This is a genomic window from uncultured Alistipes sp. (assembly GCF_963931675.1).
Classification (GTDB): domain Bacteria; phylum Bacteroidota; class Bacteroidia; order Bacteroidales; family Rikenellaceae; genus Alistipes.
The window spans coordinates 302817-318185 of record NZ_OZ007039.1 but is presented as its reverse complement, the minus strand read 5'-3'; the positions used below and the strand labels follow the sequence as shown (position 1 = coordinate 318185).

The following is a 15369-nucleotide window of genomic DNA, read 5'->3' as shown; positions in this document are numbered from 1 at the left end:
TCGGATTTATCCAAAAATACGAAAATTTTACGGATATGGAAAAGGGATCATTCGGAATCGTGCTTCAGAACCAGTTCCACCGGGATGTGGTCGGAATAGGCGGCCGTGAAGTCGTCGGTGATATACCGGCAGCTCACGATCCGGTCCCGGAGGTCGGGGGAGACGTAGATAAAGTCGATGCGGCGTGTGAAGCCGTCTTTCCGGTAGTTCTCCCTGTCCGCCCACCCGGCGTCCACGAACCCGAAGTCGAGGATCGCCTGGCTGACGGCGAAGTCGAGTTGTCCGTCCGGGAGGTTGTTGTTGCGGGTGTGCACTTTCTCCTGCTCCTTTTTCCGTTGCAGGTATTTGCCGTCGGCATAGACCGCGCTGTCGAGGGGCGAAACCGTGTTGAAGTCGCCCATGATGATCCATTTCTCGAACGGACCGCTCTGTTTTACCGTTTCGAGAACGGTTCGGATCTCCCGGCGGCGGGCTTCGTACAGGTGAGGGTTCAGGTGCAGGACGATAACGTTGTATCCTTCGACCTTGCATTTGATGAAGCCATGCCACATATTATCCAGAACCTTGTCCACGTTAACGACAGGCGTTTTGGAGGAGATCGACACCGGGAATTTAGTCCTCGATCCGACCGAACCCGGAATGAGTTTCGGATCCTTGCTGATGACGGCGTAGTCGTGGCCGTATTCGGCGGCGAGCGTTTCAAGCGTGAACTGCGTGAAATCGTTGACTTCCTGCAGGGCCAGGATGTCCGGATTCTGTTGCCGAACCCATTCCGCGAACAGGCGTTTTCCCTGGGTCGTATCCCTCCGCATCCCGTAAAGGATGTTGTAACAGATTATTTTCAAGTTTTTCGTTTCGCTCCGCGGGACGCAGGAGACGGACATGCCTGCGCACGATGCCGTAAGGAGGATCGCCGCAGTGAGTTTTTGGATGGTTTTCATGGGGTCGGTGGTCTGGGTTGTCTGTAATAAAGAACAATCATCTCCCGGGAAAGTACTTATTTCCCGGGAAAAATTGTTTTTTGAAAAATTTTCCGCTATTTCCCGCTGCGTTCCCGGATCAACGCCTGAAGCAGTTCGGGTTCATCCGTCGTGATGTAATCGACGCCCAGATTGAGGAAATACTCCATCTCTTCCCGTGTGTTCACCGTCCAGACATTTACTTCCAACCCGAGGGCGTGTGCTTCGGCGACCCAGTGTTCGTTGGCTTTTAGGATAGTGTTGCGGTAATCCATTCCGGCATATCCCCGCTCTTTGAGTTCGGTCGGGGTGAGGTCGCCGTTGAGGTGGAAGACCCGCGTTCCGGGCATCTGCCGGATGCACTCCGCTCCCAGTTCGTGGGCGAAGACGATGATCTCGGTGCGGTCGGCGACACCGTATTTTTCGAGCAGCCTTGCGACGAGCCCTACTTCGTAAGGGTATTTCGACTTGTCTTTGAGGTTCTTGATCTCCAGAATCAGCCGGGTTGCCGATGTTTTCCGCATGGCGCCGAGTATGGCTTCGAAAGAGGGAACATACTCTCCGTTACTGAGTCTGGTCGCAAGAATATCTCCCGAGAGGGAGGTTTCCATGGCAAGACCCTTGAATACCCGGTCGTGATTGGCGATAAGGACGCTGTCGGCCGTCAGCCACACGTCGAGTTCGGAACCGTAACTGCCGATGGAGTCGGCTTTCAGGAAGGAGGTCACCGAGTTCTGGGCCGATCCTTCGGTTTTCCAGTAGCCACGGTGGGAGATGACCTTGGTTTGTACACCTTTGCCGGCCGTCTGGCCTATGGCGGGCATTATTGTGCTCAAGAGGAGCATCAGAAGAAATGTGCGTATAGTTCCGTTCATTTTTATGGTTTTTAGGTGGTTTATCATAAGGACAGCGAAGTGTGAAAAAAGTACTGATAAAAAATAGCATATTTTTTCTTCCCTGTTAACTAAAGTAATATAAATCGATAATCTTGCATTTGTATTCAGGGAAAGGGAAAACCGGATAAAAATGGCTAGTATCCCTGTTTTGCATTGTCACACAGATGTTTTCATTTATTGAGATATTGTTTGTTGTGGACAGAAGCATTGTAGTCACTGCGCAGCTTTTTTACAAGGTTGAGAATCTCGATACTGAGGGCTTTCAACTCCCTCGTTCGCTGTTCCAGTACAGCGATCTGATGCGGGATTGCGACGTTGGAAAAGTGGGCGTTGATAGCTTTCACGACCTGATTATAATTCTGCGCCACACGTTGGAATTGGAAATAAAAGTCGTTCAGCCGTGTGACGAATTGCACCGTCGAGGGGTCGCGTCTGACGACAACGAACTCCTCGCCGAAGATGCGTTTTACGATAAACCGGCTGCGGTTATGCTCCGATCCGGCTTTGCAGAGCAGCTCGTTGAAACGGATGTTCTGCTCTTCGTTAAGCCGGAAAGAGTATTTATAACTCGGCGTTCGGGGCTTCTTTCCGGTCATGTCTGTCAGTTTTGGGTTGGTATCCATAGATAGCTTGAAAAAAGGGTCGCGACTGGGGAGCGACCCCGGCCTCGCCGAGCGAGCACCTTTGTCGGACAAAACGCAGTTTGTCGGACAAAGGTACAGCTCGCTGTTATCTGGCGATAACAAAAATCCGCGCCGGAGAATCTCTGACCAAAGTTTCGAAAATCCTCCGTTGCGGCTTCCGGAGCCGGGTCGGTTCCCGGTGTAATATTACAACCGTTTCGGGGCAAAAAAAATCCATCGGTGCGGACTGGAGCGGTCTGGAGCGGACATCGGAACCAAGGTATTTCACCCGGTTGTATCTTGCAGCATGAAAGGTCGGTTTTCTTATTCCGTTCATTATCCCGATATAAACCGCATGAAACGGGAAACGGTATTTTGAATGGTTTAAAACATAAAACCGAACACACATGCTTTACGACTGCAAAACGAACATTCAATCTTAAAAATGTTGTACCATGGATTCATTAAAAGAAAAAGACAAACTCGCACCCAAACCTTTAAAGTGTCCCCATATCGAGGTCGACGAAGAGATGATGCGTCGGATGATCGCCGGACTGGTTCCTATGGATTCGCCGGCCGTTATCCCGATATAAACCGCATGAAACGGAAAACGATATTTTGAATGGTTTAAAACATAAAACCGGACATACACGCTTTACGACAGTATAGCTAACAATCAATCTCAAAAACGTTGCACCATGGATTCATTGAAAGAAACAGACAAACCTGCACCCAATCCTTCTAAACATCCCCGTATCGAAGTCGACGAGGAGCTGATGCGTCAGATGATCGCCGGACAGGCCCCTTTGGATTCGAAAGTCGTCCGCAGGATTCCCGAACCGGAAGAGGAAGATACGGACACTCCTGAGGGAAACACATCGGAAACGGTATCCGGAGCATCGGCACCGACTGCTGAAAAAACAGACGTCGGCACCCAAACGACTCCCGTAAAGGAGTCTTCCGGATTCCGGCGTAAAAAGATCGCGCTGCCGGATTTCGAACGCACGCTCTTCGCGTCGGTGGATTGCCGTAACCGCTCTGCGATCTACGTCAGCGCCCAAACCAAGCGTAAAGTATCGACAATTCTCCACCTGCTGGGAAACGATAATACAAGATTAACGGCCTTGGTTGACAATATGCTGCGGTTCGTCATGGACATTTACCGCGACGAGCTGAATTATCTCCACGAGAAGAAGAATAGCAGAAGGCCGTTTTGAAAAAGCGGAGGCATTTCGACGGCAGATAGCAAGACGGAAAGGGCCGTCGAACGGGCAGGCCGCTCGCGGCTGAACATCAGAACAGGATCGTCAGGAGCCGCAGAATGTCGCCTTTTCCGACGGTAGACCAGCAAAACGCCGGGGATGGAAATACGCAAGGCTCGCCCCTCGGGCGATTCGCATGGCCTTGCGGATTTTCATCTCCGGCGATAAATTCCCTGCCGGCGGAAAGAGATGACAGGGATATTAGATATGCGCTATTCCGGGATCGCGCCGGATTACTGCGCGACCTTGAAGATACCGTTCAGTTTCTCGCTCAATGCCGCCATATCCCGGCCGATCTTGTCATTGGTGATTTTGGCGTAGATTTGGGTCGTGGTGATATGTTTATGTCCCAGCATCTTGCTGACCGTTTCCAGAGGTACGCCCTGCGTAAGCGTGACCGTTGTGGCAAAGGTATGCCGCGCCATGTGGATCGTCGGGTTGAACGACAGACCAGCATGTCTGGCAACATGACGTAACGACATGTTCAGTGTTTTATAAGTGCCTTTAAGCGGAAAAACCTTCTCGCTTGTGCGATATGTATCCTTATAACGCTTGTAGAGCATTTCAGCGACGGGAAGGAGCTTGACACGGAACTGCGTACCTGTCTTTTGCCGTTTGTCGATGATCCAATGCTCCCCGTTATCGTCCGTATGGATGTCCGCATGGGTAAGTTTCACCACGTCCGCGTGGCTCAGGCCCGTAAAGGCGCAAAAGACGAAGACGTCCCGGTTAATGCTTGTTCGGTAATTGGGGAGCTTGACATTCATCACGGCCTGCAATTCCGAGGCCGAGAGGTAGCGACGTTCAGCGTATTCTGCTTTGACATAGAACCCGGCGAAAGGATCGGCGGCAATCCAGCCGTTCTTATACGCCGTGTAGGTCGTCAGTTTCAGCTTCTTGAGTGTAGAATGGATCGTCCCGGAACGCATCCCTTGTACCGAGGAGAGGTAGACCACAAACTTTTCGATGAAATCACGCGTCAGTTCTTTGAAAGGAATATCTTTTACACGGTATTCGTATTCGAGGAAAGAGGCAAGGCGGTTACGGCGTTTGCGGTAATTGTCATAGCTCGAATAGGCGCGGTCTTTGCCCACGCGTTTGAGAAAGTCTGCAAGGTATTCGTCGAAAGTCTGTAAAAGCAGACGGCAGTCATCGCCCATACCGAGGAAGGCGTTGCGGACCTTTTCAGCCGTAACGTATGAATCCCGGTCGCAGAGACGCTGATACTGTTTGCCGATATTGGTTTTGATATTTTCCAGCTTTTCGTTGATGCGCTGTGCTTCGAGGCTCTTACCTGCCGCCTTGTTCGCTTTGGCATCCCAAAGAGAAGAACGAACGGTGAGTTTGCAGCTGAACTGCGACATCGTACCGTTGATGGTGATACGGCCCATAACGGGAACCTGACCCGATTTTTCGGACTGCCTTTTCACATAGAAAAGGACTTTGAAAGTGCTGCGTTGCATGATAACCTGAACTTTGTGGTTTTGTTAAACGTTTAGTCAAGTTATTTGTTATGCGGAAATTCGATGCAACAAACTGAAAACGACTGTCTTAAATGCAAATTAAAGCATTTCGGGCAGGTAACGGATAAGTAACACAACTCACCGTTAAACCTGCCCGAATGTGCAATTTTATTGCTCGGAGCATATGCAGAACAGAGAATTAAACACCTGTAAACAAGATATTTACTCTTTTCTGCGCTTCTCTTTACCTACAAATACCGGACCGCTGACGAACCGGGGCGTTTTTTGTGCGGACCGGGATGACGGCTACCTGAGCACATACCCTTCGGATGTTTTTTGTACGATGCCCTGTTCGACCATCTGGGCGATCATGCGCGAGAGCGACGGGCGCGCCACGCCGAGAATGAAGGCTGTCTCCTGCAGGTTGCGGATGGCGTGGTTGTCTTTCAGATAGCCCACGAGCCGCGACGAGAGGCTCTGCAGGGCGAACTCGTTGATTCGTCGGCTGAGGAAGAGACTGTGGTCGGAGAGGATGGTCAGGAAATTCCGCAATACGGCATTGTCCTGTTCGATGATCTGCAGGATGCTCTCGCGCCCCACGACCCAGAGACGGCAGTCGCTGTTGGCGATGATCGATACGGGATAGCGGTTTTCGGTTCCGAAGATGAATGCCGAGGCGAGCGTATCGGGGGCCGAGAGGGTGTCGAGCGTCAGTTCGCGGCCTTCGGAACTGGTCATCTGGGCATAGACGCTGCCCTCGCAGAGCAGCAGCAGCGAACGGCAGGCGCTGTGCTGCAGGGCGATGAAATCCCCCTTTTGATACGAGGCATAGCGGCCCGGGGATTTTTGCAGGATGGTTTCCATCCGTGTCCTGTCTCCTCCGCGGAAGAGAGGCATATCGTAAATTTCACACTCCATACGGTGTTTGTTTGCGGATTGGAGATTTGCCGTAACCTTTGTTACGCCAAAGCTCTTTTCGGGATACTACTTTTGCTGCCGTTCCGGAGAGATCCCGGTCCGCGAAGCACGGAGCGGGAATCGGCACGGATGGATACAAATATAACAATAAAAGCGCCAAATGAAGCGAATATTTTCTGTTGTTTTGGGAGTTGGCCTGTTTCTGGCCTCCTGCGAGCGGGACGCGTGGCATTCCGCACCGTCGGCTCCGGAGGCGGGCCAGGCGGTTTTCCATCTCAACTATGCCGCTTACGAGGGGGATGCCACCCGTTCGCCGCATCTTCGGCTGGCCGATTACGACCGGGTCGAGTTCCGGGTGATCGATGCTTCGGGGACTGCAGTGGGCGATCTGAAGGGGCTGTACGACGCGTCGGCCTCGGTGCTGCGGATCGAGGGGCTCCGCGACGGCGAGTACCGGCTGCTGGTCCTGGGCATCCGCGGCGATGAACGGAATGACCGGGTGACGATCCGCCCGATCGGCCATATCAACGAGACGTGGGTGAGTTTCCCGGAGGATCTCGGGAAGCCGCTCGAGGCCGAATATTTCTATTCGCAGACACCGTTTACGGTCCGCGTGGAGATGGACTCCTCGGGGATTGCGTCGAGCGTGATCTCGGGAACCGAGACCGTGCAGCAGCGCATCGTCGGGCGGGTCGACTTTACGTTCGCCTATGAGAATCCCTATGTCCGCACGGCCGAGCTGTCGAAGCGGGCACTGCTGACCGGAGCCCGTTTCCGTACGGGACTGACCGGTTCGGGCCTGTTTGTCGGGGAGAGTGACGAGTTGTCGTTGGAGGTCGATCTGGAGTCGGCGGCGAGTTGTCTGTTCCTGCCGTCGCTGGAACCTGCCTCGTTGTGCGGGGAGATCGAGATCGAGACGCGCACCTACCGGGGCGGCCGGGTCCGTCGTCTCTACGAGTTCGAGCTCGACCGGGTGGAGGCCAACCGCATCGGGCTGGTGCATACGCCGGTGTCCCATCCGGACAATGTGTCGGGGACGATGTTCATCACGCAGCGGGCCTACGACGAGGGTTCCCATGCCCAGATTCTCCAGGACGGCGAATCGAAGAACATCTATACGGATCCGGCACAGCGGCGTTTCAATACGGCGTCGCCGCTCCAACTCTCGGTGACCGATGCCGGGGAGCTGCACGCACGCTTCTATTCGCCGCGGGCCCTCTCCGGGGTGCTTGTCCGGGCCCGGATTCCGCAGGTCGACAACGAATATCTGGATCTGGCCTGGTTTGACAGCATTCCGCCGTTTGCGGATTTCTACGAGCTGCTTCCGCAGGTACAGCGTCCGACACTTTGCCTGTCGGAATCGGGCCGGTGGGTCGAGCTCCCGCAACTGGATGCGCAGGCCCTGACGGGCATCGAGTTCCGGATCGAATCGGAGGACCCCTACTGGGCGAAATTGCAGGGGATCCTGCACGGCTGGACCATTGCGTTCGGGCTCTACGGCGGGGATCCCGATCTTCCGAACGGCGGCCCGGCCGGCAACTGGATGGGCATACGCCCGGTGCATTGCCGGGAGGTCGTGGCCTTCTTCCTGAACTTCACCTACATGATCGACATGCCCGAACACGAGGAGATTCTGCGCGAGAACCAGGACCGGCTCTACGGCAACGGCGGAGTCGAGGACAAGGTGACACCCGAGACGGTGCTTGCGCAGATGCGTCAGCCGCGGAACCTGATCGTGGGGCTGGTCTACCCGGGGCACGGTGTCATCGGACTGGGCGGAGGCAATGTCTTCGGGGCCTATCAGTGGGCGTGGCTGCATCACTATACGCATCCGTATGCCTGTGACACGATGTTCCACGAGCTGGGACACGTGATGGGCTACAACCACAGCAGTTCGTTCACCTACGGGCCCTGGGCGCAGGAGCTGATGAACAACTTCTATGTCAACCATCTGAACGAAATGCCGATCGACTCGCCCTCCTATCTGAATACATCCGATAACCCTACCTTGTATCCGTAAATCATGAAAAGACGATATCTGTTATTCCATTTTGCGGCCGTATTGCCGATGCTTTTGTCGGGTGCGGGTTGTGCGGGCGATGCGATGTCGGCCGCCGTACCGACCGCCGCGCCGTTGTCCGTGCGCCTGAATACGGTGGCGGCGGCGGGCTCCGACGCTTCCGGTTCCGAATCGGTGATCCGGACGGTAACGGGTTACCGCTTCGAGGGCGGGACGCTCCGCGAGGTGATTCCGGGAATCCCGTCGGGCGACGAAGGGATTTATACCTTCTCGTCGGCATCGCCGCGGGGCGAGCTTCACCTGGCGGTGAATGCCGCGGGGATCGGGGCTTTCGGGTCGCTGGTCCCGGAGACGACGACACTCGAAACGTTCCGGTCGCTCGAAGCCTCGCTCGACGAGATGACGTTCGACGGTCTGGCGATGACCGGCAGCCTCGTGCTCGACGGCGCCGAACTTACGTCCGCATCCCGGGGCGTGAATCTGCGCCGGAGCGTGGCGCGTATCGACCTGCTTTCGCGCGATGCGGAGGTCGAGGTCCATTCGGTAACGATCCGGCGGGTTGCCGACCGGGGTTATGTGGCAGAGAACGGTACGCCGTCGACGCCGACGTCGGCCTTGCGGACGGATTTCCGGCGCGACTACGGCGACGCTCCGCTGACGGCGGCCCGCGAGACGCTGCTCTACCTCTGCGAACAGCCCAACGACGGTATGGAGGTAGAAGTGTTGGTCCGTTTCGGCGGGGGATGGCACCGCTTGAAAAATGCGCTTCCGGCGCAGCTGCTCCGCAATACGGTCTATACGCTGGAGGTCTATGGCCGGGGCGCCGATGCCGGCGTGACGGTGATGGCCGGGAACTGGGAAGCGGGTTCCGCAACGGAATCTTCTCCGGTGCTGCGGGGAATGATCGATGCCGCTGCTTCGGAATTGCCCGCGGGCGCACGGCTCAACGAGGCCTGCGATACGCTCTACATACCCCATGTGGCCAGTGAATTGCGCCTGGTGCTGCGTGCCGAGGCGGGTTCGGAGGTGATTGTCGACGGACAGGTCCGCGGGGTCAGCGTGACGCCGGAGCCCGTAACGCGGGGGTTGGAACCGGTGGCCGCGGTTTCGGTCTCCACACCGCTGCGGATACCGGGATCGACCGCCGAGTATATTGGGCTGACGCTTGCCCGCAACGGTGTGATGTCGGGACGTGTGGTGTTGGTCTTCAAGGCCAATCCGGTCCGGATCGAGGGCCTGCTGCAGTTGGATGAGACGGGCGTCTGCGATTTCGGCCGCTACATCGAGGGCGAACTGGCCCGCATTACGGCCCCCGAAGGGGTCGAGCTCCGGGTGGAGTTTGCGTCCGGCGAGTCGCACTGGATGTCGCTGGTGCCGGACCAGGGAGCCTACCGTCTGCTGGGCGGCTGGAAGCCCAACGATCCGCAGGCCGACGGACGTATGCAGGAGGGTTTTCTGGTGATTGCCGACGCCGGCGGAGAAGCCGTCGAGCGCTATGCGGTCCGCCGCCGCAACTGGGGCCTCCCGGTCGTGGAGATCGGCGGCACGTGGTGGTGCAAATATAACCTGCGGGGCGATGTTTCGCGCTACGAGGATCAGGTTCTGATAAAGGACGATCCGGCTGCGGATGCCGAACTGGCGGATTATCTGGTGTCGGTCGACGATGCGGATCTGCTGGAGCTTCTGGGAGGCCAGTACCAGGCCGGGAACCTGCAGGGACTTCCGCTCCGGCACGACGGTTCCGTTTTCTACCACGAAGGAATGGCCTCTTCGGGGCAGAACTTCGGGACGCTCGATCCGACAATGATGGCCCCTTACGGCTACCGGGTTCCCGGCTACGACGACTATGCCTTCTTCGCGCAGAACGAGAACTACAACATCGGGGGCGTCGGAGAACGGACCTACCGGAATGCGGCGGGCGAGGAGCTGACGGTCCGCATCCAGGAGCGGGATGCCGAGTTTTTCGGACAGACCTACGGGACGATGGCAATCTATGAATTCCGTTCCGGAGGCTCGGTCTGGGTGCTGGCCGGTCTGGGACACCAGTGGGACACCACGCCGGGGAACATTGCACGGATGTCGCTGCTGCTGGCCACCCATGGCAACGCCTCGAAGACCTGGATGATGGAGGGTTATGCCAATGCGCAGCGCCCGGGGCAGAACTGGTTGAAGTTCGTGGCGAACAATATGACGAAGACGCGCGTGGTGCGTTGTGTGAAGACGCCTGTCGAGTATATGTATGAATAGAAAATCCCGCACGGGAATCAATAGCAAACAAACGGAAAAACAACTAAAAGGAAAAAAACATGAAAAAGAACATGAACAGGGTGACTGTAAAGACTTTGGCTTTTGCAATGGCGTTGGGTGCGGGCTTGATCTCCTGCACGAAAGCGGTTGAGACGCTTCCGGTACCGGGTCCGGCCCCGCTGGTAAAGACCCGTCTGGCGAACTTCGAGGGCGCGGAACAGGCGCTCGCCGGGGAGAATGATGTGACCGATCTGCGGGCCTGCCTCTTCGTGGGCGGTACGCTGTCGAAGGTCTACGATGCCCCGACGCCGGTCGACGGCGGCTACGGCATCCAGCTCGACAGCCATACCGGAACGCTCTACGTGGTGGCCAATACCGAGGGCCTTGTGGACCTGAATGCCCTTCAGGAACGTTCGATCAGCGAAAGCGAGTGGCTTCAGCTTTCGGTGGCGATGAAGGATGCGGCTCCGGCCCGTTTCTTCTCGGGGAAGCTCCGGCTCGACGGCCTGGAGAATGCGCAGACGGAACTTCCGGTGACGCTCAAGCGCGGTGTGGCCCGTTTCGACCTGCAGCTCCGCACGGCGGGCGTGGCGTCGGTGAAGGGCATCACGTTGAAGAATGCCGCACAGTCGGCCTATCTATTCCCGGTCGAGGGTGATCTTTCGCCTGCCGACGTGACGCGCCAGGATGCCGTAGCGGCGATTTCGGAGCCGCTGACCAAAGATACGCAGGCCGTGCTGTACGTCTACGAGCAGGAGAACGACGGCCTGGAGATCGTTGTCGAGGCGGAGATCGACGGCAAGACGACGACGCTGCGCAAGACGCTGGATTGCGCGCTGGAGCGGAACAAGATCTATACGCTGACGGTCCGCAAGGATGTGATCGACGTGCGCCTCGACATCTCGTTCGACGAGTGGGAGGAGGGCAGCGATACGGAGTTGACCCCGCAGCGCCGATAATCGGTCTCCGGGAATGCCCGGAACCACTCCATGATATGATAATCGTATGATGACATTGAATAACAGCTTATGGATACGGGCCGCCGCGTTGCTGGCCCTGACCGGAAGTCTTGCTTCGTGCACGGAGAGCCTCGAATACGCTTCGGGGGACTCCGCCGCGGAGCGGGTGGTCCGAGTCTCTGCGGCGCCGTTTTCGATGGCCGGGGATGCCGGTGCGGTCGCAGGGGAGGATGCGATCGAAGAGATGCACGCCTATCTTTTCGAGGAGGGGCTGCTGACGCGAGTTTATGAGTCGCTGCCCGTATCGGAGGGCGGTTGTGACTTGCGCCTCGAACGCCTTTCGGGAAGGCTTTACGTGGTGGCGAACGCCCGCCCGACGACCCTTTCCGGGACATTGGCTCCGGGGCTTTCGGAGACGGAATGGCTTGACGCGACGGTCGGGATGTCCGATGCTCCGACGGTGACCTTCTCGACCGGGTGCCTGGACCTGGAATCGCTCCCGGGGGGAACGGCCTCGGTGCCGCTGACGCTCACCCACGGCACGGCGCGTGTCGATCTGCGCCTGCGGGTGGCCGGGCGCGTTTCGGTCGAGTCGTTCACGCTGCTTGATGCCGCCCGCACGGGTTACCTGTTTGCCCGGGATCGGGTGTCGACGCCCGCCGGGGCGGAGCGCGGGGAACAGACCTCCCTGCAGCCGCTGCCGCTTGCGGAGGATACGCCCGGCGTGGCCTATCTCTACGAACAGGAGAATGCCGACCTGCGGGTCCGGCTCGAAGGCCGGATCGACGGGAAGCCTTTCTCGTTGGAGAGGGCGATGCCCCGGCCGATCGAGCGGAACCGGATCTATACGGTGACGCTGCGCAAGGATGTCACCGATACGGATGTTTCGCTGCAGGTCGAGGCGTGGGGCGACGGGGGAGATACCGGGCTGTATCCCGACACGGATTCTCCGCTGCGGATCGATGAGAGCCGCTCGACGATTCCCGCGGACGTGCAGGTGGCGGACGGGGGCCGGACGCTTCTGCTGCCCTATACCTTTACGGAGGTGCTGGTGACGGTCGAGAGCGACAGCCAGCTGGAGGTGGCTCCGCTGGCGGAGTTCCCGCTGACGGTCGAGGAGGTCTCGACGGGCAGCGGTCCGGACGACATGAACCGCTTCCGGATCCGCAAGTCGCTCTACGCTCCGAACCGGCCTGCGGCGGAGGTGGAGGTCCGTTTCCGCCGCAAGGGGCTGGAGCAGTTCTATCCCGAGGATCGGATTCTGTTGTCTCTGGCGGCCAATCCGTCGCGGGTTGAGGGCGGTCTGGATTTCGACAATGCGGACTACGAGGTGGATTTCGGGCGTTACATCGACAACGAACTGGGTCTCTTCGTGCTGCCAGCGGAGAAGGAGTTGGTGGCCGAATTTGACGAGGGGGAGGATCCCTGGGTGTTGGTTTCGGCGGCTCCCGACCGGGAGAATGCCTTCCGGGTGCTGGGCGGCTGGCGTCCGAACGACCCGACGGCCGACGGACGCCGTCAGGCGGCCCGGCTGGTTGTCCGCAACCGGGCTGACGGGTCGATGCGCGAGGAGTATACGGTGGTTCGCCGCAACTGGGGGCTTCCGGTGACGTGGCTTCATGGCGTCTGGTGGTGCAAGTACAACGCCCGGGGCAATTCGCGGCGTTTCGAGGATCAGGTGCTTTCGTCGGCGGACCCTGCGGTGCAGGCCGGGAAACGGGTCATCGACTACCTGGCGAGCTGTCCGGCCGAGGAGTTCTACGACCTCTGGGGCTGGGCTTATCAGGGAGACAACGGCCAGGGTATGCGGGTCGTGGACCAGGACGGCGTTGCGGTGATGGAGGACTTTTCGTCGAATGTCTCCGCGCACATCAACAAACTCGCGCCCGACGCCCTGTCGCCCGACGGCTACGAGCTTCCGACGATGGAGGAGTTCAACCGGGTCTTCGACGCTACGGACTACATCTGGATGATGTGGGACGGTACGCATACGCTCCGGGAACCCTGGGAGGGTCACTCCCGGGTGAGCCGGACGCAGCGGCGGCGCAACGACCTGGTGGTGGGGACGCTGGCGCTGACCGACCTGATCAGCATCCGGATGTGGAGTACCGATTTCCCGTCCGACGAGGGGGTCACGTGGTACGGTCCCGGGGCGCAGTGGAATTCGGACGGCATCAAGCACTCGGGCCACTACAACAACATTCTCTTTGCGGTTTACTCTCCGCAGGGTTCGGGATGGTACATGAACGGCGGAATGGGCAACCTTTACATGACGAAGAACGGTGCCGGGACGAAGGATACGCGCATCCTGCGTTTCAAGAAGTCGCCCGTGGAGTATATCTACGGCATTCCGGAGGTACGTTAGCATCCGGTTCCGGAGGCCTGGTCGCCCCTGCCCGCTTTTGCGGGCGGGGGCGATTCCTTTGCGACCATTACCCATTTTGTGTCATAAATTTGTCAAAAGAGGATAATTTGTTGTTTGTGGCTGCGGTTTGTGCGCAATCTTTTCTTATATTTGTATCCGAAAATGAAAAACGATAATTAAAATACGATAACACTATGGAAAACAAACTGCAAGAGTTGACCCGGAAGCTCTACGACGAGGGTTTGGAGAAAGGTCGTGCCGATGCCGACAAGCTGGTTTCGGAAGCCCGGGACGAGGCTCGGAAGATCGTCTCGGAAGCCGAGGCCCAGGCCGCGGAGATCGTCCGCAAGGCGCAGACCAAGGCCGAGGATGTGGAGAAAAACACCCTGACGGAGATTTCGCTTGCCGGGCGTCAGGCCGTTTCGAAGATCAAGTCGGAGATCGCGTCGCTGATCGTCGCGAAGTCGATCGGCGAAGGGGTCAAGGCTGCGGCGCTGGATGCGACGTTCATCCGTGAGATGCTCGTTTCGGTGGCGAAGAACTGGAACGGCGCCGATTCGGGAAAGGTCGAACTGCAGGCGCTGCTTCCGGAGGATGCCCGCGCGCAGCTCGACGCTGCCTTTGCCAAGAGTGCCAAGACGCTGCTCGATGCGGGCATCGAGGTAGGCTGGTCGAAGGAGGTGAAGACGGGCTTCAAGGTGGGCGCCAGGGATGGCGGCTACTACATTTCGTTTACGGATGCCGATCTGGAGGCGCTGCTGGGCGAATACCTCCGGGATAAGGTTTACCAACTCTTGTTCAAGGCTTAGGAGATGTTCGCAAACCAATATTACTGTCTGGTAGCCTCGCTCCGGGAGTATACGCTCGATTCCGATACGAAGGGTTTCGATGCCCGTGAGATCGTCGGGGAGATTCTGGAGGGGGTGAAGCGGAACGATGCCCGTGAGGTTCGCCTGCTTTACGGCTACTACGACTGCGAGAACCTGGCGGCGCTGCGCGGCGGACGTTCGTCGTACAACCCGCTGGGGAACCTCACGCGCGAGGAGCTGGAGGAGGAGCTGAAGGCTCCGCGGCGGCTTCCCGCGGCGGTGGCGCGGGTCGTGCGTGCCTACGCCGATCCCGAAGGCGAGGATGCCGAGTCGGTGGATACGGCGCAGCGTTTCGAACGGGAGCTGTTCGGCGCCTACTATGCGGTGTGTGCGCGTTCGCGGAGCCGGTTCCTGCGGGCGTGGTCGGCGTTCGACCGGGACCTGCGGAACGTCACGGCAGCCATTGCCGCCCGGGCCACGGGCCGTCCGATCGAGGATTCGATCGTGGGCGGCGGTGACGTCGCGGAGCAGCTGCAGCGCAGTTCGGCGGCCGATTTCGGGCTGCGGGGCGAACTCCCCTGCATCGACGCGGTGATCGCGGCGGTGAACGACGAACAGAACCTCGTGGAGAAGGAGCGCAAACTGGACCTGATCCGCTGGACGGAGGCCGTGGAGCTGGCGACGTTCGACTATTTCGACCTCGACGCCATTCTCTCCTACCTGGTCCGCGTGAACATCGTGGCCCGCTGGACGCGCCTCGACGCGGAGCGGGGCCGGGAGATGTTCAACCGCCTGATGGCGGGGCTCGACGGCCGGGAACTGATTGAAAATAAACAATGAAAAATACG

The 15369-nt window shown here is 58.2% G+C and carries 13 protein-coding genes; 8 read left to right on the top strand and 5 right to left on the bottom strand.

What is annotated here, in order from left to right; all coding sequences use genetic code 11:
• Nucleotides 1-47 precede the first annotated feature (47 nt).
• From ABGT65_RS01385 to ABGT65_RS01375, 3 genes are all read right to left on the bottom strand, one after another.
• A complete protein-coding gene (locus ABGT65_RS01385) occupies nt 48-941 on the bottom strand; it encodes an endonuclease/exonuclease/phosphatase family protein (protein ID WP_256128588.1) in 894 nt (297 codons plus the stop codon).
• Nucleotides 942-1036: 95 nt separating this feature from the next.
• A complete protein-coding gene (locus ABGT65_RS01380; RefSeq protein WP_256128587.1) occupies nt 1037-1834 on the bottom strand; it encodes a glycerophosphodiester phosphodiesterase family protein in 798 nt (265 codons plus the stop codon).
• Between the two features lie 191 nt (nt 1835-2025).
• A complete protein-coding gene (locus ABGT65_RS01375) occupies nt 2026-2451 on the bottom strand; it encodes a mobilization protein (RefSeq protein ID WP_346699426.1) in 426 nt (141 codons plus the stop codon).
• 482 nt (nt 2452-2933) lie between these two features.
• Between ABGT65_RS01375 and ABGT65_RS01370 the strand changes: the two genes are divergently transcribed.
• Together ABGT65_RS01370 and ABGT65_RS01365 are read left to right on the top strand one after the other, a co-directional pair.
• Nucleotides 2934-3071, top strand: a complete 138-nt coding sequence (locus tag ABGT65_RS01370; protein ID WP_015546617.1) for a hypothetical protein — start codon at nt 2934-2936, stop codon at nt 3069-3071.
• A 105-nt stretch (nt 3072-3176) separates the two neighbouring features.
• Nucleotides 3177-3695, top strand: a complete 519-nt coding sequence (locus tag ABGT65_RS01365) for a DUF3408 domain-containing protein (protein ID WP_346699425.1) — start codon at nt 3177-3179, stop codon at nt 3693-3695.
• A gap of 278 nt (nt 3696-3973) precedes the next feature.
• Here the strand turns inward: ABGT65_RS01365 and ABGT65_RS01360 are convergent, their stop codons facing one another.
• Together ABGT65_RS01360 and ABGT65_RS01355 are read right to left on the bottom strand one after the other, a co-directional pair.
• A complete protein-coding gene (locus ABGT65_RS01360; RefSeq protein WP_346699424.1) occupies nt 3974-5203 on the bottom strand; it encodes a site-specific integrase in 1230 nt (409 codons plus the stop codon).
• A gap of 306 nt (nt 5204-5509) precedes the next feature.
• Nucleotides 5510-6121, bottom strand: a complete 612-nt coding sequence (locus ABGT65_RS01355; protein WP_346699423.1) for a Crp/Fnr family transcriptional regulator — start codon at nt 6119-6121, stop codon at nt 5510-5512.
• A gap of 160 nt (nt 6122-6281) precedes the next feature.
• Here ABGT65_RS01355 and ABGT65_RS01350 point away from each other — a divergent pair, with 160 nt between their 5' ends.
• The 6 genes from ABGT65_RS01350 to ABGT65_RS01325 all read left to right on the top strand — a co-directional run bounded on the left by ABGT65_RS01350 (nt 6282) and on the right by ABGT65_RS01325 (nt 15361).
• The gene (locus ABGT65_RS01350; RefSeq protein ID WP_346699422.1) at nt 6282-8141 is read left to right on the top strand and encodes a hypothetical protein; all 1860 of its coding nucleotides are present in this window, start codon (nt 6282-6284) and stop codon (nt 8139-8141) included.
• A gap of 3 nt (nt 8142-8144) precedes the next feature.
• Nucleotides 8145-10388, top strand: a complete 2244-nt coding sequence (locus ABGT65_RS01345) for a hypothetical protein (protein WP_346699421.1) — start codon at nt 8145-8147, stop codon at nt 10386-10388.
• A 59-nt stretch (nt 10389-10447) separates the two neighbouring features.
• A complete protein-coding gene (locus ABGT65_RS01340) occupies nt 10448-11347 on the top strand; it encodes a hypothetical protein (RefSeq protein WP_346699420.1) in 900 nt (299 codons plus the stop codon).
• Between the two features lie 46 nt (nt 11348-11393).
• The gene (locus tag ABGT65_RS01335) at nt 11394-13712 is read left to right on the top strand and encodes a hypothetical protein (protein ID WP_346699419.1); all 2319 of its coding nucleotides are present in this window, start codon (nt 11394-11396) and stop codon (nt 13710-13712) included.
• A gap of 194 nt (nt 13713-13906) precedes the next feature.
• Nucleotides 13907-14521 (top strand): hypothetical protein, encoded by a 615-nt coding sequence (locus tag ABGT65_RS01330; RefSeq protein WP_346699418.1) that lies wholly within the window; start codon nt 13907-13909, stop codon nt 14519-14521.
• Nucleotides 14522-14524: 3 nt separating this feature from the next.
• The gene (locus ABGT65_RS01325; RefSeq protein ID WP_346699417.1) at nt 14525-15361 is read left to right on the top strand and encodes a DUF2764 family protein; all 837 of its coding nucleotides are present in this window, start codon (nt 14525-14527) and stop codon (nt 15359-15361) included.
• Nucleotides 15362-15369 lie beyond the last annotated feature (8 nt).